Source organism: Mumia quercus, from assembly GCF_025506335.1.
Lineage (GTDB): Bacteria > Actinomycetota > Actinomycetes > Propionibacteriales > Nocardioidaceae > Mumia > Mumia quercus.
The window spans coordinates 102380-128111 of the sequence record NZ_JANZYO010000006.1 but is presented as its reverse complement, the minus strand read 5'-3'; the positions used below and the strand labels follow the sequence as shown (position 1 = coordinate 128111).

The following is a 25732-nucleotide window of genomic DNA, read 5'->3' as shown; positions in this document are numbered from 1 at the left end:
ATGCCCGGGATAGTTATTGGCCACGGAGAGGCACCCCATGATCGAGATCCTGCAGCCCACCGACCTGCCACGCGCACGGGCGGCAGGGGCGTTGGTCGCCGACATCCTGCAGGCCATGAGGAGTCGGAGCGGGGTGGGCGTCAACCTCCTCGACATCGACCGCTGGACCAAGGAGATGATCACGGCGGCGGGCGGCACGTCCTGCTACGTGGACTACGCGCCGTCCTTCGGCCGCGGCCCGTTCGGCCACTACATCTGCACCTCGGTCAACGACGCCGTCCTCCACGGCCGCCCCCACGACTACGTCCTCGCGGACGGCGACCTGCTCAGCCTCGACCTGGCCGTCTCGCTCGACGGCCTCGTGGCCGACTCCGCGATCAGCTTCGTGGTCGGCGAGAAGACGCCGCCGGGCAGCGCCGAGATGATCGCGGCGACCGAGCGGGCCCTGAGCGCCGGCATCGCCGCCGTACGTCCGGGGGCGCGGATCGGCGACCTCTCCCACGCCATCGGGTCGGTCCTCACCGAGGCCGGATACCCCATCAACACCGACTTCGGCGGGCACGGCGTCGGGTCGACGATGCACCAGGACCCGCATGTCCCGAACACGGGACGACCCGGTCGCGGCTACCGCCTTCGGCCCGGGCTGCTGCTCGCGCTGGAGCCGTGGGTGATGGCCGACACCGCCGATCTCGTGACCGCCGACGACGGCTGGACCCTGCGCAGCGCGACAGGATGCCTCACCGCGCACAGCGAGCACACGGTCGCCGTCACCGAGGACGGCGTCGAGATCCTCACCCTGCCGCGCGAGGCGAGGGGCTGAGCGCAGGCCCGGTCAGTCGACCGGCGCCAACGACGTCATGAGGTCGTGGGCGCCATCGGGGCGTGCCGCCTCGAAGTAGAACCGGACCGTGCCGTCGGGCAACGGCACCACGGACACGTACCGCAGTGCCCCGTCCGAGGCGGTCGAGTGGGCGACCGGCGCGTCGCCCACTGGGGCGAGCTCGCCGTCCGCGCCGTACGCGCGCGCGAGGCCGGTCTGCTCGAACCAGTTCGACGCCGCGTCGGCCCGGCCGTCGTACAGCACCGTCAGCGGCTCGCGGTCGAGCACGGCTGTCACGCGAGCCCCGCGCGCGTCCCACGAGCCGGTGGTGGGGGCGAGCACGACGCCGCGGTCCTCCCACGAGAGTCCGTCGGCGCTCGTCATGTAGCGGGTGGTCATCCGGTCCTCGGCGCCGCCGACGTCGAGCGGGTGGCAGCACACCCACATGTGCCAGCCGTCACCGTCGCGCAGCACGACGGGGTCCTTGACCCCCACCGTGTCGTCTCCCGGGAGCACGACCGTACGCCGGCCGCGCGGGAGGTCACGTACGGAGGGGGCGTCCACCGCCTCGATCCACCAGTGCTTCGAGCCGGGAGTCGCGCAGCTCAGGTAGATCCGCCAGCCCGCCTCACCCAGGTGGACGAGCGCGGGCCGCTCGAAGGACTCGGCCCCGAACTCCTCGCGGTGGATCTCCGCGACCTCTTCGAACCGCAGGCCGTCCTCCGAGCGCGCCACGACGACACTGACGCCGCGGCCCGCGTCGAGCGGCCGGCGGACCCGGTAGGCGAGCCAGAACGCGCCGTCGGCGTAGAGGGCGGAGGGCGCTCCGGCCCAGTTGCCCGGGCCAGGGGCAGGCGCGGGCACCACGACGTCGGCGCCGTCGAAGCGGGGCAGGGTGGGTTCGGCAGTGATGCTCACCCTAAAAGTCTACTGACCCACTCCAGATCGGTCGCGGGTTTCGCTCACGCGCGCGGCGGCGCCGACAGGGCGAACCTCGGGTCAGCGGAGGAGGTCGACGCGGTCGCGGAGCAGCCGGGCCGCCTGGTCGGGCGCTGTCGTGTTAACCCCGAGGTCGTACCCGACCTTGCCTGTCCCGTGGTAGTCGCTGGAGCCGGTGATGACAAGGTCCAGGTCGCTCGCGATCGCGCGCAGGGCCGCGCGCGTGTCGGCATCGTGGTCATTGTGGTCGACCTCCAACCCGACGAGACCGACCTCGGCCAGCTCGCCGATCACCTCCGCGGTGAGCACCTTGCGGCTCTGCCGCGTCCAGGGGTGCGCGAGGACGGCGCGCCCGCCGGCGGCGACCACGAGCCGGATCATGTGCTCGAGGTCGGCGGCGTACCGGTCGACGTACGCGGGGCGGCCCGGCATCAGGAACCGCTCGAAGGCCTCGTCGCGGCTGGCGACGACACCGGCGACCACGAGAGCGTCTGCGACGTGCGGGCGACCGGTCGCGGCTGCCTCACCCGAGACGGCCAGCACGTCGGCCTCCGTGATCGCGATGCCGAGGTCGTTGAGCCTGGCCAGCGTCTTGGGGAGGCGGTCCTGACGCCCGCGCAGCACTCGCTCGAGCTCGGAGAGGAGCGCCGCGTCGGTCGGGTCGGGCTCGTACCCGAGGAGATGGACGCCCCGGTGGCCGTAGCGGCAGGAGATCTCCAGGCCCTTGACCAGCGTGATGCCGACCCGGTCGGCGGCGACCTGCGCCTCGTCCCACCCCGTCATCGCGTCGTGGTCGGTCAGCGCCACGACGTCGAGGCCTGCGCGCGCGGCGTTCTCGACCAGCTCGGTCGGACTGTCGGTGCCGTCGGACCGGCGCGAGTGGGTATGGAGGTCGATGAGCACGCCGCCAGGCTACCGGCGGCGGCGACTGCCAGCAGACACGCCGACGGTGGTGGTTCCGTGGTCACCGACCCCCGTCCGGTGACACAGACCCACCACCGTGGCGTGCGGATCTTGCCGAGGTCAGTGCATGACCACCGGCGCCTGCGTCGCGTCCTCGCCCTCACGCTCGATCCGCTTGCGCGGCAGGAAGAACGCGGGGATCAGCGTCAGGGCGATCAGGACCGTCGCCAGGACGAACGCGACACCGAAGGCGTCCGCGGCCTCGACGAAGCCTTGCCGGATCAGGTTCGCGGGGACCAGGTCGAGGATCGACGCATCGTTCCAGGACTCGATCGCCAGACCTGCGAGGGGGATGTCGGTCTCGTCGGTGACCGGGGCACCGGTCGCGTCGGCGAGCGTCGTCCCGCCCTTGAGCTGGTTCGTCAGAACCACCGAGAACACCGCGGTGCCGATGGACGCGGCCACCTGCTGGATGATGTTCATCAACGTCGAGCCGCGGGCGATCGTGTGGTCGGTCAGCGTCCCGAGCGCGGCCGTCATCGTCGGCATCATCGTCAAGCCCATGCCGAGGCCCATGACGAACAGCGCCGTCAGCAGGAACGGGTACGACGTGTCCGCCCCGACCTGCGTGAAGCCCGCCATCCCGAGAGCCGTCAGGGTGAGACCGCCGAGGACGACCTTGCCGGGCCCGATCCGGTCGGTCAGCGCACCGCCGATCGGCATCGTGAGCATCGCGCCGATGCCCTGCGGAGCCAGCAGCACGCCGGCCATGAGAGTCGTCTCTCCGCGCACCTGGAGGAAGTAGGCCGCGAAGAGGATGCTTGCACCGAAGAACGCGATCGCGAAGAACGCCATCGTGATCACGGCGACCGTGAGGGTGCGGTGCTTGAACAGGCGCAGGTCGACCAGCGGGTGCTCGGGCCGGAAGGCGTGGAACACGAAGGCCACGATGAGGACCGTGCCGACCGCTGCGGTCACGAGCACCTTCGTCGCCCAGATCGTCCCCTCCTCCGGGATCGACGAGACGCCGTAGAGGAACAGCGCGAGACCAGGCGACAGCAGGATCATGCCGGTCCAGTCGAAGGACTCCGAAGGCTCCGGGGAGTCCTTGGGAAGCACGCGCCACGCGTAGACGAGCGCGGCGATGCCGATCGGCAGGTTGATGAGGAAGATCCAGTGCCACGTGAAGCTCTCGATGAGCCAGCCACCGAGGATCGGGCCGGCGATCGGGCCTAGCAGCATCGGGATGCCGAGGACGGCCATGACGCGGCCAATCCGGTGCGGACCGGCGGCGCGGGTCATGATCGTCATGCCCAGCGGCATCAGCATGCCGCCGCCGAGGCCCTGGATCACACGGAAGACGACGAGCTCAGTGATGCCGCCGGCGACGCTGCACAGCACCGAGCCGGCAGTGAACAGCGCGAGAGCGGTCATGTAGAGACGCTTGGTGCCGAAGCGGTCGGCAGCCCACCCTGTCAGTGGGATGACGGTCGCCAGGGCGAGCGTGTAGGCGGTCATCGTCCACGCGACCTCGGCGTACGAGGCGTTGAACTCGTTTTGGAATGTCGGGAGCGCGACGCTCACGACCGTGATGTCGAGGATCGACATGATGGCGCCGAGCACGACGACGCCGGCGACCTTCAGGACAGCGGCGTCCAGCTTGTCGTTGTCGCCTGTCGGCGTGCTCTGGGGACCAGAAGCGCCGGACGGCGTCTGGGTGTCTTGACTCATGAAGAAGTGTCCTTACCCGGGGGTGTGGGTTGGCGTTCGGCGAGGGCGGCTCGTAGCGCGCGATCAAGAAGGTTACGTGTCGGTTGCGACATATCGCGAACGATTTCTTGGAGGGCCGCCCGCTTGGTCTTCAGCTGGCGTCCGACGAGGTCTCGACCCTCGTCGGTGAGCGTGACGACGCGGGCGCGACGGTCCTTGACGCACTCCTGCCGACGGATCAGACCGAGCCCGACCAGCTGGTCGACGGCCCGTCCGGCGGCGGCCACCGAGATCTCGAGCGCCCGGGCGACGTCGGTGATCTGGGTGTCCTCCGGCCTGCCGGCCACGGCGAGCAGCGTGCGCGCCTGCGTGGCGGACAGGTCGGCCGCGCGGAACGCGTCGATCCCCTCCTCCTCGCAGCACGCGGCCACCTGGAGGAAGAACTCCTCCAGGTGGCCGGCGAGAGCTTCGGGTGTCGTCACCCGAAAATGCTAACCCAAACGCAAATGTTTCAGGAAAGCGATTATTGCGTGACGTACATCACTCGGCGTCGGGCCCCGGCCAGTTCTTGTCGGGCTGCGGGACGGGACGGCCGGGCTGCTCGCCACCGCGGTCCTCGAGGTAGTTGTTCTTCGGGACCATGACCTTGCGACGGAAGATGCAGACGACCTTGCCGTCCTGGTTGTAGCCGATCGTCTCGACGTAGACGACGCCTCGGTCGTCCTTGCTCTTGCTCTCCCACTTGTCGAGCACGGTCGTCTCGCCGTAGATGGTGTCGCCGTGGAACGTGGGGGCGACGTGGCGCAGCGACTCGATCTCGAGGTTGGCGATCGCCTTGCCGGAGATGTCCGGGACGCTCATCCCGAGAAGCAGCGAGTAGATGTAGTTGCCGACGACGACGTTCTTGCCGAACTGGGTGGTCTTCTCGGCGTAATTGACGTCCATGTGGAGCGGGTGGTGGTTCATCGTGAGCAGGCTGAACAGGTGGTCGTCGTACTCGGTGACCGTCTTCCCGGGCCAGTGCTTGTAGGTCGCGCCGACCTCGAACTCCTCGTAGCTGCGGCCGAACTGCATGGGGACTCCTCACGTCGATGAAACCGGCGGTGCGCCTGTCATCATGGCCGATCCGGCACGCGAACCTACTGGCGGGTCACTTCCGGCCGGGCCAGCAGCGTCGCCGCCATCGGCAGCAGCAGCACGGTGAACGCACCCCCGGCCACCAGGACGGAGGCGGTCTCCGCGGACATCTCCCCGGCGTCGACGGCGACCGAGGTGACGGCCACGATCAACGGCAGACCGGTCGAGGCCCAGAGCGCGACACGCAACGAGTCGCGCCCGTCGAAGCTGCGCGTCCCGTCCGGTTCGCGCTGGCGCAGCGTCGCGACCAGGACCGGACCGCCTCGTACGACCAGGATCGCGAGCACGAAGACCACCAACGTCACCGGTGCGTCGGCGATCGCCCTGGGGTTGATCGCCGTCCCGGAGGTCACGAAGAACACGGGGATCAGGAAGCCGAACGCGAGTCCGTCCAGCTTGGTCTCAAGGCGCTCGTCACCGCCGGGGAGCACGCGCCTCAGGATGAACCCCGCCGCGAACGCGCCCAGGATGGTGTCGAGGGAGAACACGATCGCGATCGCGCTCAGCGCGACGAGCAGGAGCACGGTGAACCGGACGGTCGTCTGGGCCGTCGTCTCGGCCCCGGCACGGACCAGGCCGGGCACGATCCGCGTGTGCGGCATCAGCCTCACCGGCACCGCGGCGACGGCGATCGCGGCACCGGCGAAGAGCGCCAGCGCGCCGAGCGAGCGCTCGGGGCTGTTGACCCCGAGCAGGATCGCCATCGCCAGGACCGGTCCCAGCTCGCCGAAGGTCCCGTGGTTGACCACGGTCCGACCGAACGGCGTCCCCATCAGGTGGAGGTCCTTGAGGATGGGCAACAGCGTCCCGAGGGCGGTCGACGTGAGCGCGATCGCGACCGCGATCTCGGCGTGACGGTCATCGGTGGTGGCGAGCGCCCCCACCGTGACGAAGGCCAGGCCGAGGCAGACCAGCCACGTGACCAGCGCGCGACGGCCGCCCCTCCCCCGAAGCTCCGCGACCTCGATCTCGTACCCGGCCAGGAGGAAGAGCATGCCGAGCCCGAGGTCGTGCAGCAGGTCGATCGGCGCGTCGACCCGCGCGAGCTCCAGCCCGTACGGACCCACCAGCATGCCGCCGGCCAGCAGCAGGACCACCTCCGGCACGAGCCTGCGTGGCACCGTGGCCGCGACCACCGGGGCACACGCCGCCACCAGCATGATCCAGAACAACGACTCCACGCGTCCCCCTCGCGCTCATGCGTTCCACCGCTCGATCACCGGGTCGACCCCGTGCTCGTAACCGAGCACCGACAGCGTCGCGGTGTCGAGCGCGAGCCGCGACCCGAACGCGACCGGCTCACCGAGGAACCGTGCGGCCAGCGCACGCAGCGCGTGCCCGTGACCGAACACCAGCACACGCCCGTCCGTCTCCCGCACGCGGGCGACGACGCGGTCGAGCCGCGCCGCGACCTCCTCCGCCGACTCACCGTCCGCCGCGACCGCGCCGTGCGTCCAGACCGACCAGCCCGGGACGAGCTCACGGATCTCGGGGGTCGTCAGGCCCTCGTACGTCCCGTAGTCCCACTCCTGCAGATCGGGGACCACCTCGGCGTCGGCGAAGCCCGCCAGCTCGGCCGTACGCCGCGCGCGCAGGCGAGGGCTCGTGAGGACCAGCGCGAACGCGGTGCCGGCCAACCGGTCCGCGAGGGCGCGAGCGCGCTCCTCCCCGTCAGGCAGCAGCGGCAGGTCGGTTCGGCTGGTGTGTCGGCCGTTGCGCGCCCACTCGGTGGGGCCGTGGCGCACCATCCAGAGCTGCGCGGTCATCGCCCTACCCTCACGCGGTCCACGTCACAGGGAGGCCGTGGGCCGGGGCCGTCCCGATCACCGTCGCCTCGCCGAAGGGCCAGGTCGTCAGCGTCACCGGGTAGCCGCCGTCGTACGCGTCGGCGGGTTCGAGGCGGACGTGCGCGAGCACCCGGTCGACCCCGGCGGTCGCGCCGAGCGCGTCGAGCCTCTCGAGCACACGTCGCTGCTCGTCGTCGTCGAGGTACGGCCACATGACCGAGTGCCAGACGACCGTGGCCGTGCCGTCGACCAGCGTGAGGTCGTCGAGAGCGTCCCCGGCGCTGCGTCGCTCGAGCCGCGCCGGGACCTCCCGCGCGATCGCGCTCGCCGCGCGCAGGCGCGCGAGACGCTCCGGCTGGTCCGGCCAGCAGTACGCCTCGAGGAGCCGCCGGTCCTCGTCCCGCGTGACGTCCAAGGGCGCGAGGTCGTAACCGAGGCGCTCGACGACCTCGAGCGGGGCGTCCACCGGCGGCGAGAGCCCCTCCCAGGCACCGGGCAGCGAGACTCCCGAGTCCGCCGGCCCCCACCACCCTGACGGCGACCCGAAGCGGAAGTGGTCGAAGCGCAGGTTCAGGCCGGCGCTCGCGCCGATCTCCACCAGCCGGACGGGCAGCGCGAACCGGTCGGCGACCCGCAGCACCCCGCCCGCGAGCGCGGCCGAGCGGCCGATCTCGTTGGTCTGCGGCGCCTGCGCGAGGGCCGCGCGCAGCGCGTCACGGTGCACGGCGAGCGCCTCCAGGACGTGCGGCCATGCGGCTTCGCGGTCCCAGGCGCCGCCGACGCTCGGGTACGACGCGGCCAGCGCGGGCGTCTTCCCGTCCAGCACGAGCCGGTGCAGGCCGCCCACCAGCCGCAGCACGAACAGCGTGGGCCGGTCGGCATCGTCCTCGGCGAGCCCTCCGAGCAGATCTCGCGTCGGCCCACCTCCCTCGAGGTCGTCGGCCAGCGCCCTGATCAGCTCGGCGTACATCGGTGAGCCGAGCTTCTCGCACGACCTTGCCTGGACCCGGAGCTCCTCGACCGCCTGCGCGGTAGAGCCGCTCACGCCTCGGGCGGCTGCGTGGCCGGCGGCTGCTGCGCCGGCGGCTGCTGCGGTGCCTGCGACTGCGGCGGCGCGGACTGCTGCTGGTGGGCACCCGCGAGCAGGCGCTGCCCGTCCGCGAGGAGCTTGTGCTCCACGAGCAGCTCGTAGCGCGAGGCCACCACCTGCGTCACCGAGGTGAAGTCGCGACGCCCGCCCGTGAAGGCGTACCCGATCAGCCCCCACACCACGCCGAAGACGAGGCCGAAGAGGATCGCCGACAGCACGATCGGGAACCACTGGCCGGGCTCGGCAAAGATCCCCACGATGAGTCCGAGGAGGAGACCGAACCACGCACCCGTGGCAGCGCCGTACCCCGCCGCCTTGCCCCACGTCATCCGTCCCGTCACGCGCTCGACCTGCTTCAGGTCGGTGCCGACGATCATGATGTTCTCGACCGGGAACTTCTGGTCGGACAGGTAGTCCACGGCCCGCTGCGCCTCGGAGTACTGGTCGAAGTACGCGAGGTGCTGCGGATACTCCAGCGTGAACCCCTGCCTGCCCTGCTGCTGCGCCATGCCCATCCTCCTGGTCGACTGCAGATCACCCTAGTGACTCGCGGCGCTCCTCGCCGTGCACGACGCGCACCCCTGGGGCGCCGAACGGAGCGTCACCCTCAGGGTGCGATGCTCCCCGCACGCAGACAGACTGGCAGCGGGTGCGCCACCGGGCGCGCCGCAGTGCTGGTCGGGCAAGGAGGATTCGATGCCGGACGAGACGGTGCTCGTCATCAACGCAGGCTCGTCGTCGCTGAAGTACGAGCTGCGTGACGCGACGTCGGGCGTACGTCTCGGGCGGGGCATCGTCTCCCGCATCGGGCACGACGGCACCTCGCTGCGCTACCAGGTCACCGGCCAGGAGCCGGCGGAGCGGCCACTGCCCGGCGCCACGTACGCCGAGGCGATCGCCGCGATGTTCCGCCGCTTCGACGAAGCCGGCGCTCGGCTCGACGGGCTCGTCGGGGCGGGGCACCGCGTGGTCCACGGCGGGACGGAGTTCAGTGCTCCGGTCGTCGTCGACGACGAGGTCCTGGAGCGCATCGACGCCCTCTCGTCCCTGGCCCCGCTGCACAACCCCATCGCCGTCGAGTGCATCCGGCTGATGAAGGAACGTGACCCCGACCTCCCGCAGGTGGCCGTCTTCGACACCGCCTTCCACGCCACGCTGCCCTGGGAGGCCTACACGTTCGCGATCCCGCAGGACGTCGCCGAGGAGCACCGACTGCGCCGCTACGGCTTCCACGGCACCTCCGTCGAGTACGTGACCGAGCGGACCGCCGCGCTGCTCGGCATCCCCGAGGCCGACGTCAACCTCGTCGTCTGCCACCTCGGCAACGGCGCCTCGATCACCGCCGTGGAGGGCGGCCGCAGCGTCGACACGTCGATGGGCTTCACTCCCCTCTCCGGGCTCGTCATGGGCACGCGCGCCGGTGACTTCGATGCGTCCGCGGTGCTGTACCTCCAGGACGACGCCGGCATGTCCACCACGGAGGTCGCTCAGCTGCTCGAGCGCCGCAGCGGGCTGCTCGGGCTGACCGGCGAGTCCGACATGGCCGCCATCAGGGCACGAGCCGCCGACGGTGACGAGGACGCTTCCGCCGCGATCCGCCTCGCCACGTACCGCATCCGCCAGTACATCGGCGCGTACCTCGCGACCGTCCCTGGTGTCCACGCCCTCGTCTTCACCGCCGGGATCGGCGAGAACGACCCCGAGCTGCGCGCCCAGGTGTGCGACCCGCTCGGCCACCTCGGGATCGAGCTCGACCCGACCCGCAACACCTCCTCCGTCCCCGCCGAGGGCCTCGTCATCGGAGGGGGGCCGATCCGCGTCGCGGTCGTCCCCACCGACGAGGAGGCCGAGATCGCCCAGCACACCGTCGCTCTTGTCCGTACGGGCTCACCCGCCCGTACGGCACCGCCCACGGACCACCCCGAAGCAAGGGAGCACGCATGACCGAGTCGACCATCGACGTGACCGCGCTCGCGAACCCGTCCGACCAGGAGGTCGCGACTCTCGACGCGTGGTGGCGGGCGAACAACTACCTCACGGTGGCGCAGATCTACCTCAAGAGCAACGTGCTCCTGGAGCGCCGGCTGACCGCCGACGACATCAAGCCGCGCCTCCTCGGGCACTGGGGCACGAGCCCCGGCCAGTCCTTCGTCTACGCCCACATGAACCGGCTGATCCGCGCGACCGGGCAGTCCGCGATCTACCTCTCCGGGCCCGGTCACGGCGGACCGGCGGTGGTCGCGGCCACCTATCTGGAGGGCACCTACTCCGAGGTGTATCCGCAGGTCTCCCTCGACACCGAAGGGCTCACGCGCCTCTGCCGGCAGTTCTCGACGCCCGGCGGCATCCCGAGCCACGTCTCCGTGACGACGCCCGGCTCGATCCACGAGGGCGGCGAGCTCGGCTACGTCCTCATCCACGCCTTCGGCGCGGTCTTCGACAACCCCGACCTCCTGGCCGTGGCAGTCGTCGGCGACGGCGAGGCCGAGACCGGCCCGCTCGAAGGGTCCTGGAAGGGGATCTCCTTCCTCAACCCCGAGCGCGACGGCGCCGTCCTGCCGATCCTGCACCTCAACGACGGCAAGATCGCCAGCCCGACGGTGCTGGGACGCAAGCCGCCCGAGGAGGTGCGCGAGCTCTTCACCGGCCACGGCTACGACGTCCTTGAGATCGAGGGCGACGACCTCCCCGGCATGCACCACCGCTTCGCCGCGGTGCTCGCCGAGGCGTACGGCAAGATCCGGGCGATCCAGGACGCCGCCCGCGGCGGGACCTGGGACGGGGAGATGCCGCGCTGGCCGATGATCGTCATGCGAACCCCGAAGGGGTGGACCGGGCCTCACGAGATCGACGGCGTCACCGTCGAGGGCACCTGGCGTGCGCACCAGGTCCCGCTGTCCGGTGTGCGGACCAACCCCGAGCACCTGGCGATCCTCGAGTCCTGGATGAAGTCGTACCGGCCCGACGAGCTCTTCCCGGACGGCCGACCGAGCGCCGAGGTGCAGGCGAACAACCCCGACGGCGACCTGCGGATGAGCGCCAACCCGGCCGCGAACGGTGGGGTGCTCACCCAGGACCTCGCCCTGCGACCGTTCACCGACTACGCGATCGAGGTTCTGAACCCGGCGGCGGAACGCTTCGAGAACACCCGCGTGCTCGGCGCGATGATGGCCGACATCTATCGCGACAACCCGCACAACTTCCGGTTGTACTGCCCCGACGAGACCAACTCGAACCGGCTCGGCGCCGTCTTCGAGGTGAGCGACCGTGCGTTCATGGAGCGGGTCACGCCCGACGACGTCAAGCTCTCGCGGGACGGCCGCGTGATGGAGGTCCTCAGCGAGCACAACTGCCAGGGCTGGCTCGAGGGCTACAACCTGACGGGGCGGCACGGCCTCTTCGCGACGTACGAGTCGTTCGGCATGGTCAGCGCGTCGATGACCGTCCAGCACGCGAAGTGGCTGGAGGAGGCGGCCCACCTGCCGTGGCGCGCCAAGATCCCGAGCCTCAACATCCTGCTCACCTCCACGACGTGGCGCAACGACCACAACGGGTTCTCCCACCAGGGCCCCGGGCTCATCAACGTCGTGCTCAACATGCGCGGCATCGTGTCGCGGGTCTATCTGCCGCCGGACGCGAACTGCCTGCTCTCGGTCGCCGACCACTGCTTCCGCTCACGTTCGTACGTGAACCTGATCGCGATCGACAAGCAGCCGCACCTGCAGTACCTCTCGATCGACGACGCGGCCGCGCACTGCGAGAAGGGCGCGGGCATCTGGGAGTGGGCGGGCAACGACGACGGCTCGAAGAAGCCCGACATCGTGATGGCGTGCGCGGGTGACGTGCCGACCGCGGAGACGGTCGCCGCCGCGCAGCTGCTGAAGCAGTGGGTCCCGGACCTGACCGTACGGGTCGTCAACGTCGTCGACCTGATGACGCTGCCGCGGCAGAAGGACCACCCGCACGGGATGTCCGAGTCGGAGTTCGCCGGGCTGTTCACCGAGGACGTCGACGTGCTGTTCGCCTTCCACGGCTACCACGGCGCGATCCACAAGCTGGTGCACGGGCGCCCGGACGCCGACCGCTTCCACGTTCGCGGGTTCATCGAGCAGGGCACGACGACGACGCCGTTCGACATGACGGTGCTCAACGGCATGTCGCGCTACCAGCTCGTGGAGGACGTGCTCAACAACTCCAAGCACACGCCCGAGAACGCCCAAGAGCTGCGCGAGCACTGCACGCAGATGCTCGAGAAGCACCACGCGTACGTCCGCGAGCATCTGGAGGACATGCCCGAGGTGAGGGACTGGGTGCTCAACCCGGCGACCTGAGCGGCCGGCGGTTGTTGACGCGGCTGTAACACAGCGCAACTAGCCTCCCGGCATGGACAGCCAGGCACGGGAGAACGTCCAGGCTTTCGTCGCCGCCTGCGAGCACCGGAAGATCCCGCTCGAGGACGTGTACACGCGGGTGCAGACGACGCAGGGGCGGCTGCTGACCTACACGACCTCGCGCAAACCGGTGACCGCAGGCTGGATCCTGCCGGTCGCGGTCCCCGTCGAGGACGCGACGCACGCGGTCGTCCTCCCCGTCGGGCTCGTGTACGGCGCGACCACCGCGCGGCGCAAGCTCGGCCGCGCCGAGCGGGGCAGCGGCGTCTCGGCCGAGGCGTGGGTGATGCTCGACGTGTGGTGGCGGCCCGCGTCGACGCACGACCACGGGCTGACGGAGGCGATGTACGCGTTCGTCACGGGGTGGGACCGCTCCCACCTGCGTTGAGCGGTGCTCACACCCGCCGGTGGATGAGGAGGGGCAGGACGGCCGTGGCCCCCGCACCGCGCAGCGCGCCGCCGACAACGGTGATCGGCCACTGCGACGCCGTGGCGTCGACGACGAGCAGCACCGTACGGCCCGCCACCGCCGCTGCGGTCTCCGGCGGCACCGGCACCGCGTCACGCCACAGCGTCGCCTCGTCGGCCGAGGTCAGGTCACGCAGGTCGCCGCGGAGCGCGGAGGGGGCGACCGGGACCGTCGACCGGCCGAGCCGCCCGACCTGGGCGAGGTGGTCCGCGACGCTCGCCGTGAGGACGGGGAAGCCGGCGGCCGCCAGGTCGACCGCCACCTCGGGCCGCGCCCGCCAGTCTTCCTTCCACCGCGCCAGCACGCCGACGCACGCGTCACGCAGCTCCTCCGGCGCCGGCGCGTCGGACGAGAACACCGAGTGGACGACCTCGCGCCACTCAGGCGCGTCCGCGTGGATCACGGCGCGCCCCGGCTCGACGAGACGGTCGGGGCCGATCCGACCGCGGGAGCCGAAGGCACCGCCCGGCCACATCTTGCGCGGCTCGAGGACGTTGTCACGCCGGCGCAGCACCGCCGCCACCGCGCGTACGGTGTCGGGCTGCGGCGCCGCGGCGAGCCCGTCCGGAAGCGTGCCCCGACAGACCGAGCACCGCCCGCAGGGCGCGGCCTCGGGGTCGTCGAGCGACTCCTGCAAAAGCTGCATCAGGCACCGCTCGCCTCGCGTGTAGGCGCGCATGATGTCGGCCTCGCGACGGCGAACTGCGACCACGCCCTCGTAGTGCTCGGCGTCGTACGACCACTCCCGCCCGGTGCGAACCCACCCCCGCTCGACGCGCTCGGTGACCTCGTCGACCGCCAGCTGCTTGAGCATGAGCTCCACGCGCCCCCGTCGCAGGCCCGTCTCGGCCTCGAGACCGACGACCGTGGCCGGAGCGTCCGGCGTCGCGTCGGCCATCGCCGAGAGAAGGCGCTCGACCTGGTCGGCGACGGGGATCGTCGCGGTGGCGAAGTAGTCCCAGACCCCGTCGTCCGCGCTCGACGGAAGCAGCACAGCGTGGGCGTGGTCGAGGGCACGGCCGGCACGTCCGACCTGCTGGTAGTACGAGACCGGCGACGGTGGCGCGCCGACGTGGACGACGAAGCCGAGGTCGGGCTTGTCGTACCCCATGCCGAGCGCGGACGTCGCCACCAGCGCCTTGACCTCGTTGCGGCGGAGCGCGTCCTCGAGGCGCTCGCGCTCGGCCGCCTCGAGCTGCCCCGTGTAGGCGGCGACCGGCGCTGCGGACCCGTGCACGGCGCGGATCGCGGAGGCGAGCCGGTCGGCGTCGGCGACGGTGAGGACGTAGACGATGCCGGAGCCCGGGAGCGTCGGCAGGTGGTCCACCACCCACGCGTACCGCTGGAGCGGTGACAGCCGGTCGACGACGGACAGCTCCAGGCTGGAGCGTGCGAGCGGCCCTCGGAGCACGAGCGTCTCGTCACCGAGCTGCGCCGCGACGTCGGCCGTGACGCGGGCGTTGGCGGTCGCCGTGGTCGCGAGGACGGGGGTGTCGGGGTTGAGCCGCTGGAGGACGTCGGAGACGCGGCGGTAGTCGGGGCGGAAGTCGTGACCCCAGTCCGACACCGCGTGCGCCTCGTCGACGACGAGCAGGCCGATGCGCCCCGCGAGGGCGTCGAGCACCCGTCGGCCGAACCCCGGGTTGGCCAGGCGCTCGGGCGAGACGAGGAGGACGTCCACCTCGCCGGCGCGCAGGGCCTCCTCGATGCGGGACCACTCCTCGATGTTGGAGGAGTTGAGCGTCTCCGCCCGGAGCCCGGCGCGGGCGGCGGCCGCGACCTGGTCGCGCATCAGGGAGAGCAGCGGCGAGACCACCAGCGTCGTCCCTGCGCCCTCGGCACGCCGGATCGCCGTGGCGACCCAGTAGACCGCGGACTTGCCCCAGCCCGTCGCCTGCACCACCAGCACCCGCGCACGCGGCTCCGACAGGGCAGCGACGGCGCTGAGCTGGTCGTCACGCAGCTGGGCGCCGGGGCCCGCGAGGGCACCGATCACCCGCTCGGCGACAGCGGCGCGCGACGGGCTCAGGCTGGACGGTGCGGTGGTGGAGGGCATGACGTCCACCGTACGCAGCCGCGCCGACGCCCGTCGTACGCCCTCCGCAGCCCCCGCCGCTCGCCGAGGTTTGCCACGCCAGCGCGGCAAACCTCGGTTGGCGCGGCAAGCACGCCCCGCCAACCACGACTTCCCACGCTGGCGTGGCAAACCGCGGAGGCGGGGCGGCAGGTCAGCGCAGCTTGTAGTCCTTGAGCAGGCTGCGGCCGATGATCATCTTCTGGATGTCGGACGTGCCCTCGCCGATCAGCATGAACGCCGCCTCGCGGTAGAGGCGCTCGATCTCGTACTCCTTGGAGTAGCCGTAGCCGCCGTGGATGCGGAACGACGCCTCGACGACCTCGTTGCAGTACTCCGAGGCGACCATCTTGGCCATGCCGGCCTCGACGTCGTTGCGCTCGCCGGCGTCCTTCTTGCGCGCGGCACGGACGACCATCGCGTGGGCGGTCTCGACCTTCGTGCCCATCTCGGCGAGGCGGAACAAGATCGCCTGGTGCTGCGCGATCGGCTTGCCGAACGTCTCGCGCTGCTGCGCGTACGCGATGGCGAGCTCGAAGGCACGGTTGGCGATGCCGACGGCACGGGCTCCGACGTTGACGCGGCCGACCTCGACCCCGTCCATCATCTGGTAGAAGCCCTTGCCGGGGACGCCGCCGAGGATCTGGTCGGCCGAGATCTGGTGCTTGTCCAGGATCATCTCGGTCGTGTCGATGCCCTTGTAGCCCATCTTGTCGATCTTGCCCGGGATGGTGACGCCCGGAGCCGTCTCGCCGAAGCCTGGCTCCTTCTCGACCAGGAACGTCGTCATGTTCCGGTAGACGGAGTCCGCGCCCTCGTCGGTCTTGGTCAGCACCGCGACGAGGTTCGACGAGCCGCCGTTGGTCAGCCACATCTTCTGGCCGGTGATCGAGTACGACCCGTCGTCCTGCTTGGTCGCCTTCGTCGAGACGGCCGAGACGTCCGAGCCCAGCGACGGCTCCGACATCGAGAACGCGCCGCGGACCTCGCCGGTGGCCATCCGCGGGAGGTACTTCTGCTTCTGCTCCTCCGTGCCGTGCTGCATCAGCATGTACGCCACGATGAAGTGCGTGTTGATGACGCCCGACACGCTCATCCAGCCGCGGGCGATCTCCTCGACCACCAGCGCGTACGTGAGCAGCGACTCGCCCAGGCCCCCGTACTCCTCGGGGATCGTGAGCCCGAACAGGCCGAGCTCCTTGAGGCCGTCGACGATGGCCTGCGGGTACTCGTCCTTGTGCTCCAGCTCGGTGGCGACCGGGATGATCTCCTTGTCCACGAACTCGCGGACGGTCTTGAGGATCTCCTCCTGGACGTCGGTCAGTCCGTCAGTGGTGACCAGGCGGCCCATGATCTTCTCTCTATCTCTCGTACGACGGGGTGGGTGCGGGCCGACCTCACTCGGTCGGCGGCTCCCACCGCGTGGTGCGCTGCATGCCGGCAGCGCGTCCCTTGGCCGAGATCACGAGCGCCATCTTGCGCGACGCCTCGTCGATCATCTCGTCACCGAGCATCGCCGAGCCCTTCTTGCCACCGGCCTCGGAGGTGAACCAGTCGTACGCGTCGAGGATGTTCTCGGCGTGGTCGTAGTCCTCCTGGCGGGGGCTGAAGACCTCGTTGGCGACGTCGACCTGGCCGGGGTGCAGGACCCACTTGCCGTCGAACCCGAGCGCGGCCGACCGCGACGCCACGCGGCGGTAGCCCTCGGTGTCGCGGATCTGGAGGTACGGGCCGTCGATCGCCTGCTTGTCGTACGCACGCGCGGCCATGAGGATGCTCATCAGGATGTGGTGGTACGCGTCGCCGACGTCGTACCCCTGCGGCTGCTCGCCCACGACGAGCGACTTCATGTTGATGCTGGCCATGAAGTCGGCGGGGCCGAAGATGATCGTCTCGACGCGCGGCGACGCGGCGGCGATCGCGTTGACGTTCGTCAGGCCGAGCGCGTTCTCGATCTGCGCCTCGATGCCGATGCGGCCGACCTCGTACCCCATCGTCTTCTCGATCTGGGTGAGGAGGACGTCGAGCGCGACGACCTGCTCGGGGGTCTGGACCTTCGGCAGCATGATGCAGTCGAGGTTGGCGCCGGCGCCCTCGACGACCTCGATGACGTCGCGGTAGGTCCACTGCGTCGTCCAGTCGTTCACGCGGACCACGCGCACCTTGTCGCCCCAGCCGCCTTCGTTGAGCGCGGAGACGATGTTCTTGCGGGCGTCGGGCTTGGCCAGCGGGGCCACCGCGTCCTCGATGTCGAGGAAGACCTGGTCGGCGGGGAGACCCTTCGCCTTCTCCAGGAAGCGCGGGTTCGAGCCGGGGACGGCGAGGCAGGAACGGCGCGAGCGGAGCGCCTTGTTCTCTGGGGACACAGCGGCAGACACGGGTCACCTCGATACAGCGGGGACGGGATCAGGGCTGACTGTACCTACGGAGCTTGTTAACGCCTAGTAACAAGAGGAGCAGTGTGACCTGCTTCTCACGGCTCCCCCGCCCCGGTCAGTCGGAGTCGACGACCTCCGTACGACGCGGTGGCCGACGGAGGACCACGACGGCCAGTCCGGCGAGGATCAGCGCCAGCCCTGCGTACACCCCGACCCCCGGCGCCTGCCCGAGGAGCGCCGCCGCGAGCACCGCGGCGCCCGGCACCTCGAGCAGGAGCAGCAGCGAGACCAGCATCGGGCTCATCACCGCGAGCAGGTGGTTGATCACCGAGTGGCCGAGCAGCTGCGCGGTCACGGTGACCGCGACGATCCCCGCCCACGCCGTGGCGCCGAAGCCGAGCAGCGGCACTCCCCCGGCGACGCAGGCGACGAGCAGGAGGAGGGCGCAGACGCCGTAGCAGAGCACGGTGTACGAGGTGGTCGTCAGCGTCTCCCGAGCCCGCGCCCCGGCCACGGTGTAGACCGCCGCGCTGAGCCCGCCCACGACCGCGAGGAGGTCGCCCACCAGCGCCTCGCGCGAGAGCGTGAGGTCGATCCCCGTGATCACGAGCACGCCGCAGAAGGCCAGCAGCAGTCCGAGGCCGACACCGAGCGGGATGCGCGCTCCGCGCAACCGTCCGATCAGCGCGACCCACACCCCACCTGCATCGACACCAGCGCGGTCGCCGCCGCCACCGAGGTGAGCTTCAGCGCGCTGACCCAGGTGGCGAAGTGGACGGCGAGCGCGGCTCCCGCGACCAGGCAGGTATGGACGTCGGCGCGGGTCAGCGTCCGCAGCTCGCGCCGGTGCCGGGTCGCGGCCACCGGCAGCAGCACCACCTCCGCGAGGGCGTTGCGCCAGAACGCGATCGCGAGCGCCGGCGCCTGGGTTCCTGCCATCAGCGGGCCGGACAGCGAGACACCGAGCACGGCCACGGCGGCGAGGAGCACGTTCACGTCGGCAGTATGCGCCCCTATGCTGGCGGCTATGGACCCCGCCGAGCCGGTCGACGCAGAGTTCGAAGCCCTGTTCCGCAGGGCCTTCGTCGCGGAGGTCGCCAAGAAGTCGGGCCTGATGTGGGTCGTCTACGACGGCGCCTGGCACCCGGTCTGGCACGTCTGGCTCGACGACGCCGTCTGCGTGGTGGCCGGCGGCGACGAGCAGCCGCTCCCCGGGATCAGGGACCAGCGGGAGGTCCTCCTCGACCTGCGGGCGAAGTCGACCCGCGCGCAGGTCGCGCAGGTCCGCGCGACGGTCGAGGTCATCGAGCCGACCCATCCCGACTGGGGCGACGTCACCGCGCTGCTGGCCGCCGAGCGCCTCAACCTCTTCGAGCCCGACGAAGCGGTGGCGCGGTGGGCCCGCGAGTGCGTCGTCGTCCACCTCCGCCCCACCGACCTGCTCGCGTCGCCCGGTCACCTCGGCGACGACGACCAGCGCGAGCAGCCTCTGGAGTCGCCCGCCCGTACGGTCGAGGGCCGGCCGTTCTCCCTCCACCGGCAGCGGCGCGCACCCCGTCTGTCGCCACGCCGCGAGGCCTGAGCACGTGTCCGGCGACGCCCGAGATAGTTGAAGGCATTACCACAACAAGGGCGCGGAGGACCTGGACCTTTCATCGGATACGTTGCTGTCGCATCGTTCGTCCTGCTCAGGAAGGCACCTCCTCGTGAAGACCCTCATCAAGCGCGCCTCGGCCGCCGTGGCCGGTGGCGCGCTCGCGTTCTCGGGGCTCGCAGTCGTCTCGGCTGCACCCGCGGCTGCCGCCTCGTCCCCGATCGACGTCACGTCGCTGCGTGTCGGCTCCTCCAGCGGCGTGGCCATGAACTACGGCACCAAGTACATGCAGGTCGGCACCTACATGCGCCAGGTGGGTGACCTCGGGGAGTACGGCAGGGTCACCGTCTACGCCGACGTCTACCGTGGCGGGACGCGCCTGCTCGCCAACCAGCAGATCGGCTACGTCAGCAGCGGCTACCAGTCGACCAGCGGTGGCTTCACCTTCTACAACCAGTGGGGCCGGGGCACCTTCCGCGTCGCCAACGTCCGGATCAAGTGGTACGACGGCAGCACCGACCGCTGGTTCACCGACACCACCGTCGGCGGCGGCAACTTCACGATCAAGTCCGACCTGAGGGCCTCGGGCAGCATCCGCTACTGGTCCAACTCGACCCGCAAGGTCGCCAAGATCAACCTCAAGCGCTTCAAGACCAACGGCAAGTGGGGCCCCTACAAGACCAAGGTCGTCCTGCAGCGCAAGGCCGGCGGCAAGTGGAAGAAGGTCAAGACCCTCAAGCTGAACCGCAAGGGCAAGGTGTCCTACTCGTTCCGCTCGTCGAAGCGCTACAAGTACCGCTTCGTCGTCAAGGGCACGAGCACGACGGTCGCCGGGAAGTTCACCACCCGCGGCAAGAGCTGATCACGCTCACCCACGCACCGTCCGACGCCCCGTTACCGCACCGCGGTGACGGGGCGTCGCACGTCCCCGGCTTCGCGCTCGCACAGGGCTAGGCTGACCCCGTGACCTCGACGAGCCGCATCTTCCTCGCCAGGCTGGCGGGGCACGCCGTCTTCGACCCCGCCGGCGACCAGGTCGGCAAGATGCGCGACGTCGTCGTCACGCAGCGCAGCGCCGGCCGCCTCCCCCGGGTGCTGGGTCTGGTGATCGAGGTGCTCGGCCGACGACGCGTGTTCCTGCCGATGACCCGCGTGACGTCCCTCGAGGGCGGCCAGATCATCACCACGGGCCTGTTGAACCTGCGGCGGTTCGAGCAGCGCCAGACCGAGACGCTCGTCTTCGGCGAGCTCTTCGACCGCACCGTGCGGGTGCCGTCGCAGGACCTCGAGGGCGGCGTCGTCTACGACGTGGCGATGGAGCAGGACCGCAGCCGCGACTGGTACCTCACCGACGTCGCCGTCCGCGAGCGCTCCAAGAGGTTCGGTCGTCGCGGCCACGGCGTCGTGGTGGCGTGGAACGACGTCGCCGACCTCGCCGCCGAGCAGCCCTCCCAGGGTGCGACCCACCTGCTCGCCACGATGGACACGATGCGGCCGGCCGACCTCGCCAACGCGCTGCGCGAGCTGCCGGTCCTGCGTCGCACGCAGATCGCCGCCGAGCTGGACGACGAGCGGCTCGCCGACGTCCTTGAGGAGATGCCCGAGGTCGCCCAGGTCGAGATCCTCGGGCGCCTCGACCCCGAGCGTGCCGCCGACGTCCTTGAGGAGATGTCGCCCGACGACGCCGCCGACGTGATCGCCGAGCTCCCCCTCGCGACCGCCGAGGAGCTGCTGGCGCTCATGGAGCCGCAGGAGGCCGACGACGTCCGGCGACTGATGGTGTACGAGGAGGGCACGGCGGGCGGTCTGATGACCTCCGACGCCGTCATCCTTCCCCCCGACGCGACCCTCGCCGAGTGCCTGGCCCGCATCCGTGAGCCGGAGCTGTCTCCTTCCCTGGCCGCTCTCGTCTACGTCGCGCGCCCGCCGCTCGAGACGCCGACCGGCAGGTTCCTCGGCGTGGTCCACTTCCAGCACCTGCTGCGCGAGCCGCCGTCTTCGCTGGTGGGGTCGATCGCCGTCAACGACATCGACTGGCCCCGTCCGGACACGTCCCTTCACGAGGTCGCGCGCCTCCTCGCCACGTACAACCTCGTCGCGTGCCCCGTCGTCGACGAGTCCCAGCACCTGGTCGGCGCGATCACCGTCGACGACGTGCTGGACGAGCTGCTGCCCGAGGGCTGGCGCGACTACGAGCCCGAGGTGGCACGATGAGCGAACGCGACGACCGGCGCGTCCGGCTCGACCAGCCGCGCGACACCGGGCGGACCTGGCGCCGCGAGGGCCGCCGACGGATGGACCCCGAGTCGTTCGGCAAGTTCGCCGAGGGCTTCGCCCGCTTCATGGGCACGGCGACCTTCATCGCGTGGATGACCGTCTTCGTCGCGGCGTGGATCTTGTGGAACACCCTCGCGCCGGTCTCGCTGCGCTTCGACGAGTTCCCCTTCATCTTCCTGACGCTGATGCTGTCGCTCCAGGCCTCGTACGCGGCGCCGCTCATCCTCCTCGCGCAGAACCGCCAGGAGGCCCGCGACAGGGTCACCCAGGAGCAGGACCGCGAGCAGAACGCGCGCGCCCACGCAGACATGCAGTTCCTCGCCCGCGAGGTCGCGAGCCTGCGCCTGGCGCTCGGCGAGGTCGCGACGCGGGACTTCCTGCGCTCCGAGCTCCGTGGGGTCGTCAGCGACATCGAGGAGCGCGTCACGGCGACCGGCACAGAGCCCACCGAGGGCCAGGCCGACCCGACACCGAGGTGACTTCCCCCACGCACGTAGCATCGATGTCATGGCCGTAGACACCGAGGTGCTCCCGGACAGCGTCACGCAGGCACTGTCCACCGTCAACGATCCTGAGATCCGCCGGCCGATCACCGAGATCGGCATGGTCGACGGGGTCGACATCGACGGCGGCAAGGTCACCGTGCACCTGCTGCTCACCGTCGCGGGCTGTCCGCTCAAGGACACGCTCACGCGCGACGTCACCAACGCCGTGATGAAGGTCGCCGGCGTGACCGACGTCGTCGTCGACATGGGCGTGATGAACGACGACCAGCGCAAGAACCTCCAGGAGGTGCTGCGCGGCGGGCAGACCCAGCGTGAGATCCCGTTCGCCAAGCCGGGCACGCTCACCAAGGTGTACGCGATCGCCTCGGGCAAGGGCGGCGTCGGCAAGTCCTCGGTGACCGTCAACCTCGCGGCCGCGATGACCGCCCAGGGCCTCAAGGTCGGCATCGTGGACGCCGACATCTACGGTCACTCGATCCCGGACATGCTCGGAGTGGGCGACGCCCGCCCGACGCAGGTCGAGGACATGATCATGCCGGTCCCCGTCCGTGGCATGCAGGTGATGAGCATCGGCATGCTCAAGCCGCGCAAGGACCAGGTCGTGGCCTGGCGCGGACCGATGCTGGACCGCGCTCTCGTCCAGATGCTCTCCGACGTCTACTGGGGCGACCTCGACGCGCTGCTGCTCGATCTCCCGCCGGGCACCGGCGACATGGCGATCAGCCTCGGCCAGCACCTCCCCAACGCAGAGGTGGTCGTGGTGACGACGCCGCAGGACGCGGCCGCCCAGGTCGCCGAGCGCGCCGGCACGATGGCCTCGATGATGCACCAGCGCGTCGTCGGCGTCGTCGAGAACATGTCCTGGCTGGAGCTCCCGAACGGCGAGCGCATGGAGGTCTTCGGGTCGGGCGGCGGGCAGACCGTCGCGACGACGCTGAGCCAGCGGCTCGGGTACGACGTGCCGCTCCTCGGGCAGGTCCCGCTCGACGAGCAGATGCGGGTCGGAGGCGACACGGGTGTGCCGATCGTCGACGAGGCGCCGCAGAGCCCGGCCGGCAGGGCGCTGACGCAGATCGCCTCGACGCTGTCGGGCCGCAGCCGCGGCCTGGCGGGCATGCAGCTCGGGCTCTCCCCGACCGGTCGCTGACCCGCTCCCCTCTCGACGGCTAGGCTGCGCGCATGTTCAGCGACATCGGCGTGGCGGAGCTCCTCGTGATCGCCATCGTCGCGATCGTGGTGTTCGGCCCGGAGCGCCTCCCGGAGTTCGCCCGGCAGCTCGGGCGCCTCGTCCGCACCGTCCGGCAGATGGCCGACAACGCAAAGGCCGATCTGCAGCGCGAGATGGGCGACGACTTCACGACGCTGCGCGACGAGCTCAAGGGGCTCGACCCGCGCGAGATGGTCAAGGGTGCCGTCGACGACGAGCCGATCGCTGCTCCGGAGCCCAAGCCCGCTCAGAAGCGCCTCGAGCCCGGCGAGCCTCCGCCGTTCGACGTCGACGCGACCTGATCAGCGGCTCGGGTCCGGGCCCGGGGTGACCCACGACGTCAGCCTCGCGAGCCCGGTCCGGACCCGGTCGAGCACGCCGTCCCGACGGGGCTGCTGCGGAAGGTCGTCGAGGGCGTCGCGGAGTCGGTCGGTCGACCCGTCGGTGACGACCGTGAAGACGATCCCGTGGGAGTCCCAGGTGGCGACCGACGGGTTCCCCGAGCGGACCCACACCGGGGTGCCGCCCACGTCGGTGCGCTCGAAGCCCGTGACCGCCTCGTCGTCGAGCGCGCCGTTCTGCTCGTAGACGGTGAGGGTCGAGACCCCGTCGGTGTAGGTGAGGGCGATCGCCTTGTCGCCGGCGAGGTCCACCCATCGGGCCGAGACCCGCTCGAGACCCGCGCCGAGCTGGTCGTGGCAGGGCCAGCCCACCGAGGCGAGCTCGTGCATGGTGGCGGCGTCGATCCTGTCGGCCAGGAAGGCACCGAGCGAAGTCCCGGCGACGTCGGTCTCGGCGGAGTCCGAACGGCCCGACGCCGAGGAGTCTGCGGACGCCGACGGGTCGTCGGCGGCGAGGGCTGCCGGCACGACCGACGCGGCTGCGTCGCGCGAGACCGGCCGGATGACGCGGAGCATCTCGTCGTGCGCCGACTGCGCGTACCGCACGACGCGCTGCACGCGACCGGCGACGTCGTCGAGGACGTACGAAGCCACCCGACGCCCGCCTGCGGCGACGACCACCTCCGAGCGCCCAGGGACCTGCGAGGGCACGAGGGAGAGGTCGTAGTGGTGCGCGAGGAGGCGCACGCTGACGGCCGAGCCGACGGCACGCTCGAGGCGGGCCACGGCCTCGGCGGAGTCCGTCCGAGCGGGGGCGATGGCCCTTCCGGGAGCGACGGCCAGCGACACCTCCGTGGCGGGGTCCGTCGCGGAGCGGACGGTCTGCTGGACGGGGTCGGCCTCGCCGCGGAACTGGGCGACGAACTGGTCGAGCGGCGGCCGGACGGTGTCGACGGGCGCATGGGGAGCGCCGACGACGTACGCGAGACCGACGAGGACCGCGGACGCCCCGGAGGCGGCGATCGAGGCCCGGAGGACGGCGTGGTCGAGGAGGAGGTGGAAGCGGGAGGGAGGAGCGGCGGCCGCCAGCCGCGCCGGGTCGGAGAGGGCGGACAGCAGGCTGGTCGACGGCGTCGGCGCCGCGGCCCCGAGGCCGGTCATCCGGCGCTTGAGCAGGCGCTGGGCGAGCACCGCCTCGCGGCAGGTCGCGCACACCGCCAGGTGGTCCTGGGCACGACGCGCCTCCTCGGCGGGCAGCTGCCCGTCGACGTAGGCCGCGACGCGATCACCCAGGTGTGCCATCAGCGCGGCGCCACCACGGGGTCGAGGGGGCCGGCGAAACGCGTACGGGAGCCGGAGGGGGCACGGTGCTCGAGCGCACCGCGCAGCTGCTTGCGGCCGCGGTGGATGCGGGAGCGGACGGTCCCCAGCTTGACGCCGAGGACGTCGGCGATCTCCTCGTACGACAGGCCCTCGATGTCGCAGAGCACCACGGCGACCCGGAACTCGTCGGGCAGCGCCGCCAGCGCGGCCTCGACGTCGGCGTCGAGCATGGCGTCGTTCCACGCACGCTCCGGCGACGGGTCTGCGGCGGTCAGGCGCTCCTCGGCACCCTCGCTGAACCGGTCGAAGCGGAACTTCGACTTCCGGCGGACGCGGTCGAGGAAGAGGTTGGTCGTGATGCGGTGGATCCACCCCTCGAACGACCCGGGCTTGAACGAGTCGAGCGAACGGAAGACGCGGATGAAGACCTCCTGCGTCAGGTCCTCCGCGTCGTGCTGGTTGCCCGTGAGGCGGTAGGCGAGCCGGAAGACACGCGCTGAGTGCTGCTCCACGATCTCTTCCCAGGTGCCGACGCCGCCGTCGGCGGGGGCCTGGACCTCGTCGAGCTGCGTGGTCGTGCTCATGGTGTGACGACCTCCTGTGTTGGTCGGACTCTGATCGTCTCCCAACAATCTGAGACAACGATGAGACGGCGCTGGTGGTTCCCTATGACGGGGTAGGGGCGCCAGGGCTTCCGAGGTGACGCATCTCACCCTCAGGGCCGTCCCGACGCCACGCCCGCCCGCACGGCGACGGTGCCCGGTCTGGCCGCTCCCATGCCCTAGG

General features: G+C 70.9%; 26 protein-coding genes. 10 read left to right on the top strand and 16 right to left on the bottom strand.

What is annotated here, in order from left to right:
* Positions 1–37 precede the first annotated feature (37 nt).
* Positions 38–820: a type I methionyl aminopeptidase gene (map, locus tag NYZ95_RS15235; RefSeq protein WP_262852175.1), complete on the top strand. Its 783-nt coding sequence runs from the start codon at positions 38–40 to the stop codon at positions 818–820.
* A 12-nt stretch (positions 821–832) separates the two neighbouring features.
* Here map and NYZ95_RS15230 read toward each other — a convergent pair whose 3' ends face one another.
* The 9 genes from NYZ95_RS15230 to NYZ95_RS15190 form a co-directional block, all read right to left on the bottom strand.
* Positions 833–1738 carry a glycoside hydrolase family protein gene (locus NYZ95_RS15230; RefSeq protein WP_262852174.1) on the bottom strand — a complete coding sequence of 302 codons (906 nt, stop codon included), beginning with the start codon at positions 1736–1738 and terminating at the stop codon, positions 833–835.
* A gap of 81 nt (positions 1739–1819) precedes the next feature.
* The gene (locus NYZ95_RS15225; RefSeq protein ID WP_262852173.1) at positions 1820–2662 is read right to left on the bottom strand and encodes a PHP domain-containing protein; all 843 of its coding nucleotides are present in this window, start codon (positions 2660–2662) and stop codon (positions 1820–1822) included.
* A gap of 120 nt (positions 2663–2782) precedes the next feature.
* Positions 2783–4393: a DHA2 family efflux MFS transporter permease subunit gene (locus NYZ95_RS15220; RefSeq protein WP_262852172.1), complete on the bottom strand. Its 1611-nt coding sequence runs from the start codon at positions 4391–4393 to the stop codon at positions 2783–2785.
* Positions 4390–4854, bottom strand: coding sequence for a MarR family winged helix-turn-helix transcriptional regulator (locus tag NYZ95_RS15215; RefSeq protein ID WP_262852171.1), 465 nt, complete (start codon positions 4852–4854; stop codon positions 4390–4392). The genes NYZ95_RS15220 and NYZ95_RS15215 overlap by 4 nt, the downstream gene beginning before the upstream one ends.
* Positions 4855–4912: 58 nt before the next feature.
* Positions 4913–5446, bottom strand: a complete 534-nt coding sequence (locus NYZ95_RS15210) for a MaoC family dehydratase (RefSeq protein WP_262852170.1) — start codon at positions 5444–5446, stop codon at positions 4913–4915.
* Between the two features lie 65 nt (positions 5447–5511).
* A complete protein-coding gene (locus tag NYZ95_RS15205; protein ID WP_262852169.1) occupies positions 5512–6690 on the bottom strand; it encodes a cation:proton antiporter in 1179 nt (392 codons plus the stop codon).
* A 15-nt stretch (positions 6691–6705) separates the two neighbouring features.
* Entirely contained in the window at positions 6706–7275 is a 570-nt protein-coding gene (locus NYZ95_RS15200; protein ID WP_262852168.1) for a histidine phosphatase family protein, read from the bottom strand.
* A 10-nt stretch (positions 7276–7285) separates the two neighbouring features.
* A complete protein-coding gene (locus tag NYZ95_RS15195; protein ID WP_262852167.1) occupies positions 7286–8341 on the bottom strand; it encodes a DUF2332 domain-containing protein in 1056 nt (351 codons plus the stop codon).
* The gene (locus tag NYZ95_RS15190) at positions 8338–8895 is read right to left on the bottom strand and encodes a YflT domain-containing protein (protein WP_262852166.1); all 558 of its coding nucleotides are present in this window, start codon (positions 8893–8895) and stop codon (positions 8338–8340) included. Before NYZ95_RS15190 ends, NYZ95_RS15195 begins: the two co-directional genes overlap by 4 nt.
* 187 nt (positions 8896–9082) lie before the next feature.
* On the opposite strand from NYZ95_RS15190, the gene NYZ95_RS15185 reads away from it, so the two are divergent.
* Genes NYZ95_RS15185 through NYZ95_RS15175 form a run of 3 tightly spaced genes read left to right on the top strand, consistent with a single transcriptional unit; the run spans position 9083 to position 13165 of the window.
* Positions 9083–10330, top strand: coding sequence for an acetate/propionate family kinase (locus NYZ95_RS15185; protein ID WP_262852165.1), 1248 nt, complete (start codon positions 9083–9085; stop codon positions 10328–10330).
* Positions 10327–12717 (top strand): phosphoketolase family protein, encoded by a 2391-nt coding sequence (locus tag NYZ95_RS15180; protein WP_262852164.1) that lies wholly within the window; start codon positions 10327–10329, stop codon positions 12715–12717. Before NYZ95_RS15185 ends, NYZ95_RS15180 begins: the two co-directional genes overlap by 4 nt.
* 52 nt (positions 12718–12769) lie before the next feature.
* The gene (locus tag NYZ95_RS15175; RefSeq protein WP_262852163.1) at positions 12770–13165 is read left to right on the top strand and encodes a hypothetical protein; all 396 of its coding nucleotides are present in this window, start codon (positions 12770–12772) and stop codon (positions 13163–13165) included.
* A 7-nt stretch (positions 13166–13172) separates the two neighbouring features.
* On the opposite strand, the gene NYZ95_RS15170 is transcribed toward NYZ95_RS15175, so the two are convergent.
* The 5 genes from NYZ95_RS15170 to NYZ95_RS15150 all read right to left on the bottom strand — a co-directional run bounded on the left by NYZ95_RS15170 (position 13173) and on the right by NYZ95_RS15150 (position 18694).
* A complete protein-coding gene (locus NYZ95_RS15170; protein WP_262852162.1) occupies positions 13173–15302 on the bottom strand; it encodes a RecQ family ATP-dependent DNA helicase in 2130 nt (709 codons plus the stop codon).
* 172 nt (positions 15303–15474) lie between these two features.
* Complete coding sequence (locus NYZ95_RS15165; RefSeq protein ID WP_262852161.1) at positions 15475–16671, bottom strand: acyl-CoA dehydrogenase family protein; 1197 nt, start codon at positions 16669–16671, stop codon at positions 15475–15477.
* Positions 16672–16717: 46 nt separating this feature from the next.
* Positions 16718–17698 (bottom strand): HpcH/HpaI aldolase/citrate lyase family protein, encoded by a 981-nt coding sequence (locus tag NYZ95_RS15160; protein WP_262852160.1) that lies wholly within the window; start codon positions 17696–17698, stop codon positions 16718–16720.
* A gap of 115 nt (positions 17699–17813) precedes the next feature.
* Entirely contained in the window at positions 17814–18395 is a 582-nt protein-coding gene (locus tag NYZ95_RS15155) for an EamA family transporter (protein WP_262852159.1), read from the bottom strand.
* On the bottom strand, positions 18380–18694 hold the full coding sequence (locus tag NYZ95_RS15150) for an EamA family transporter (RefSeq protein ID WP_262852158.1): 315 nt from the start codon (positions 18692–18694) through the stop codon (positions 18380–18382). The genes NYZ95_RS15155 and NYZ95_RS15150 overlap by 16 nt, the downstream gene beginning before the upstream one ends.
* 31 nt (positions 18695–18725) lie before the next feature.
* Between NYZ95_RS15150 and NYZ95_RS15145 the strand changes: the two genes are divergently transcribed.
* The 6 genes from NYZ95_RS15145 to NYZ95_RS15120 all read left to right on the top strand — a co-directional run bounded on the left by NYZ95_RS15145 (position 18726) and on the right by NYZ95_RS15120 (position 23584).
* On the top strand, positions 18726–19280 hold the full coding sequence (locus NYZ95_RS15145; protein ID WP_262852157.1) for a hypothetical protein: 555 nt from the start codon (positions 18726–18728) through the stop codon (positions 19278–19280).
* A 124-nt stretch (positions 19281–19404) separates the two neighbouring features.
* Positions 19405–20154 (top strand): hypothetical protein, encoded by a 750-nt coding sequence (locus tag NYZ95_RS15140; protein WP_262852156.1) that lies wholly within the window; start codon positions 19405–19407, stop codon positions 20152–20154.
* Between the two features lie 101 nt (positions 20155–20255).
* On the top strand, positions 20256–21506 hold the full coding sequence (locus NYZ95_RS15135) for a magnesium transporter MgtE N-terminal domain-containing protein (protein WP_262852155.1): 1251 nt from the start codon (positions 20256–20258) through the stop codon (positions 21504–21506).
* Complete coding sequence (locus NYZ95_RS15130) at positions 21503–22048, top strand: DUF1003 domain-containing protein (RefSeq protein WP_262852154.1); 546 nt, start codon at positions 21503–21505, stop codon at positions 22046–22048. The genes NYZ95_RS15135 and NYZ95_RS15130 overlap by 4 nt, the downstream gene beginning before the upstream one ends.
* Positions 22049–22076: 28 nt before the next feature.
* Positions 22077–23222, top strand: coding sequence for an Mrp/NBP35 family ATP-binding protein (locus NYZ95_RS15125; protein WP_262852153.1), 1146 nt, complete (start codon positions 22077–22079; stop codon positions 23220–23222).
* 32 nt (positions 23223–23254) lie between these two features.
* On the top strand, positions 23255–23584 hold the full coding sequence (locus NYZ95_RS15120) for a sec-independent translocase (protein WP_262852152.1): 330 nt from the start codon (positions 23255–23257) through the stop codon (positions 23582–23584).
* Here NYZ95_RS15120 and NYZ95_RS15115 read toward each other — a convergent pair whose 3' ends face one another.
* Together NYZ95_RS15115 and sigE are read right to left on the bottom strand one after the other, a co-directional pair.
* Positions 23585–24925 carry an anti-sigma factor gene (locus tag NYZ95_RS15115; protein ID WP_262852151.1) on the bottom strand — a complete coding sequence of 447 codons (1341 nt, stop codon included), beginning with the start codon at positions 24923–24925 and terminating at the stop codon, positions 23585–23587.
* A complete protein-coding gene (gene sigE, locus NYZ95_RS15110; protein WP_262852150.1) occupies positions 24925–25530 on the bottom strand; it encodes an RNA polymerase sigma factor SigE in 606 nt (201 codons plus the stop codon). The genes NYZ95_RS15115 and sigE overlap by 1 nt, the downstream gene beginning before the upstream one ends.
* Positions 25531–25732: the final 202 nt, after the last annotated feature.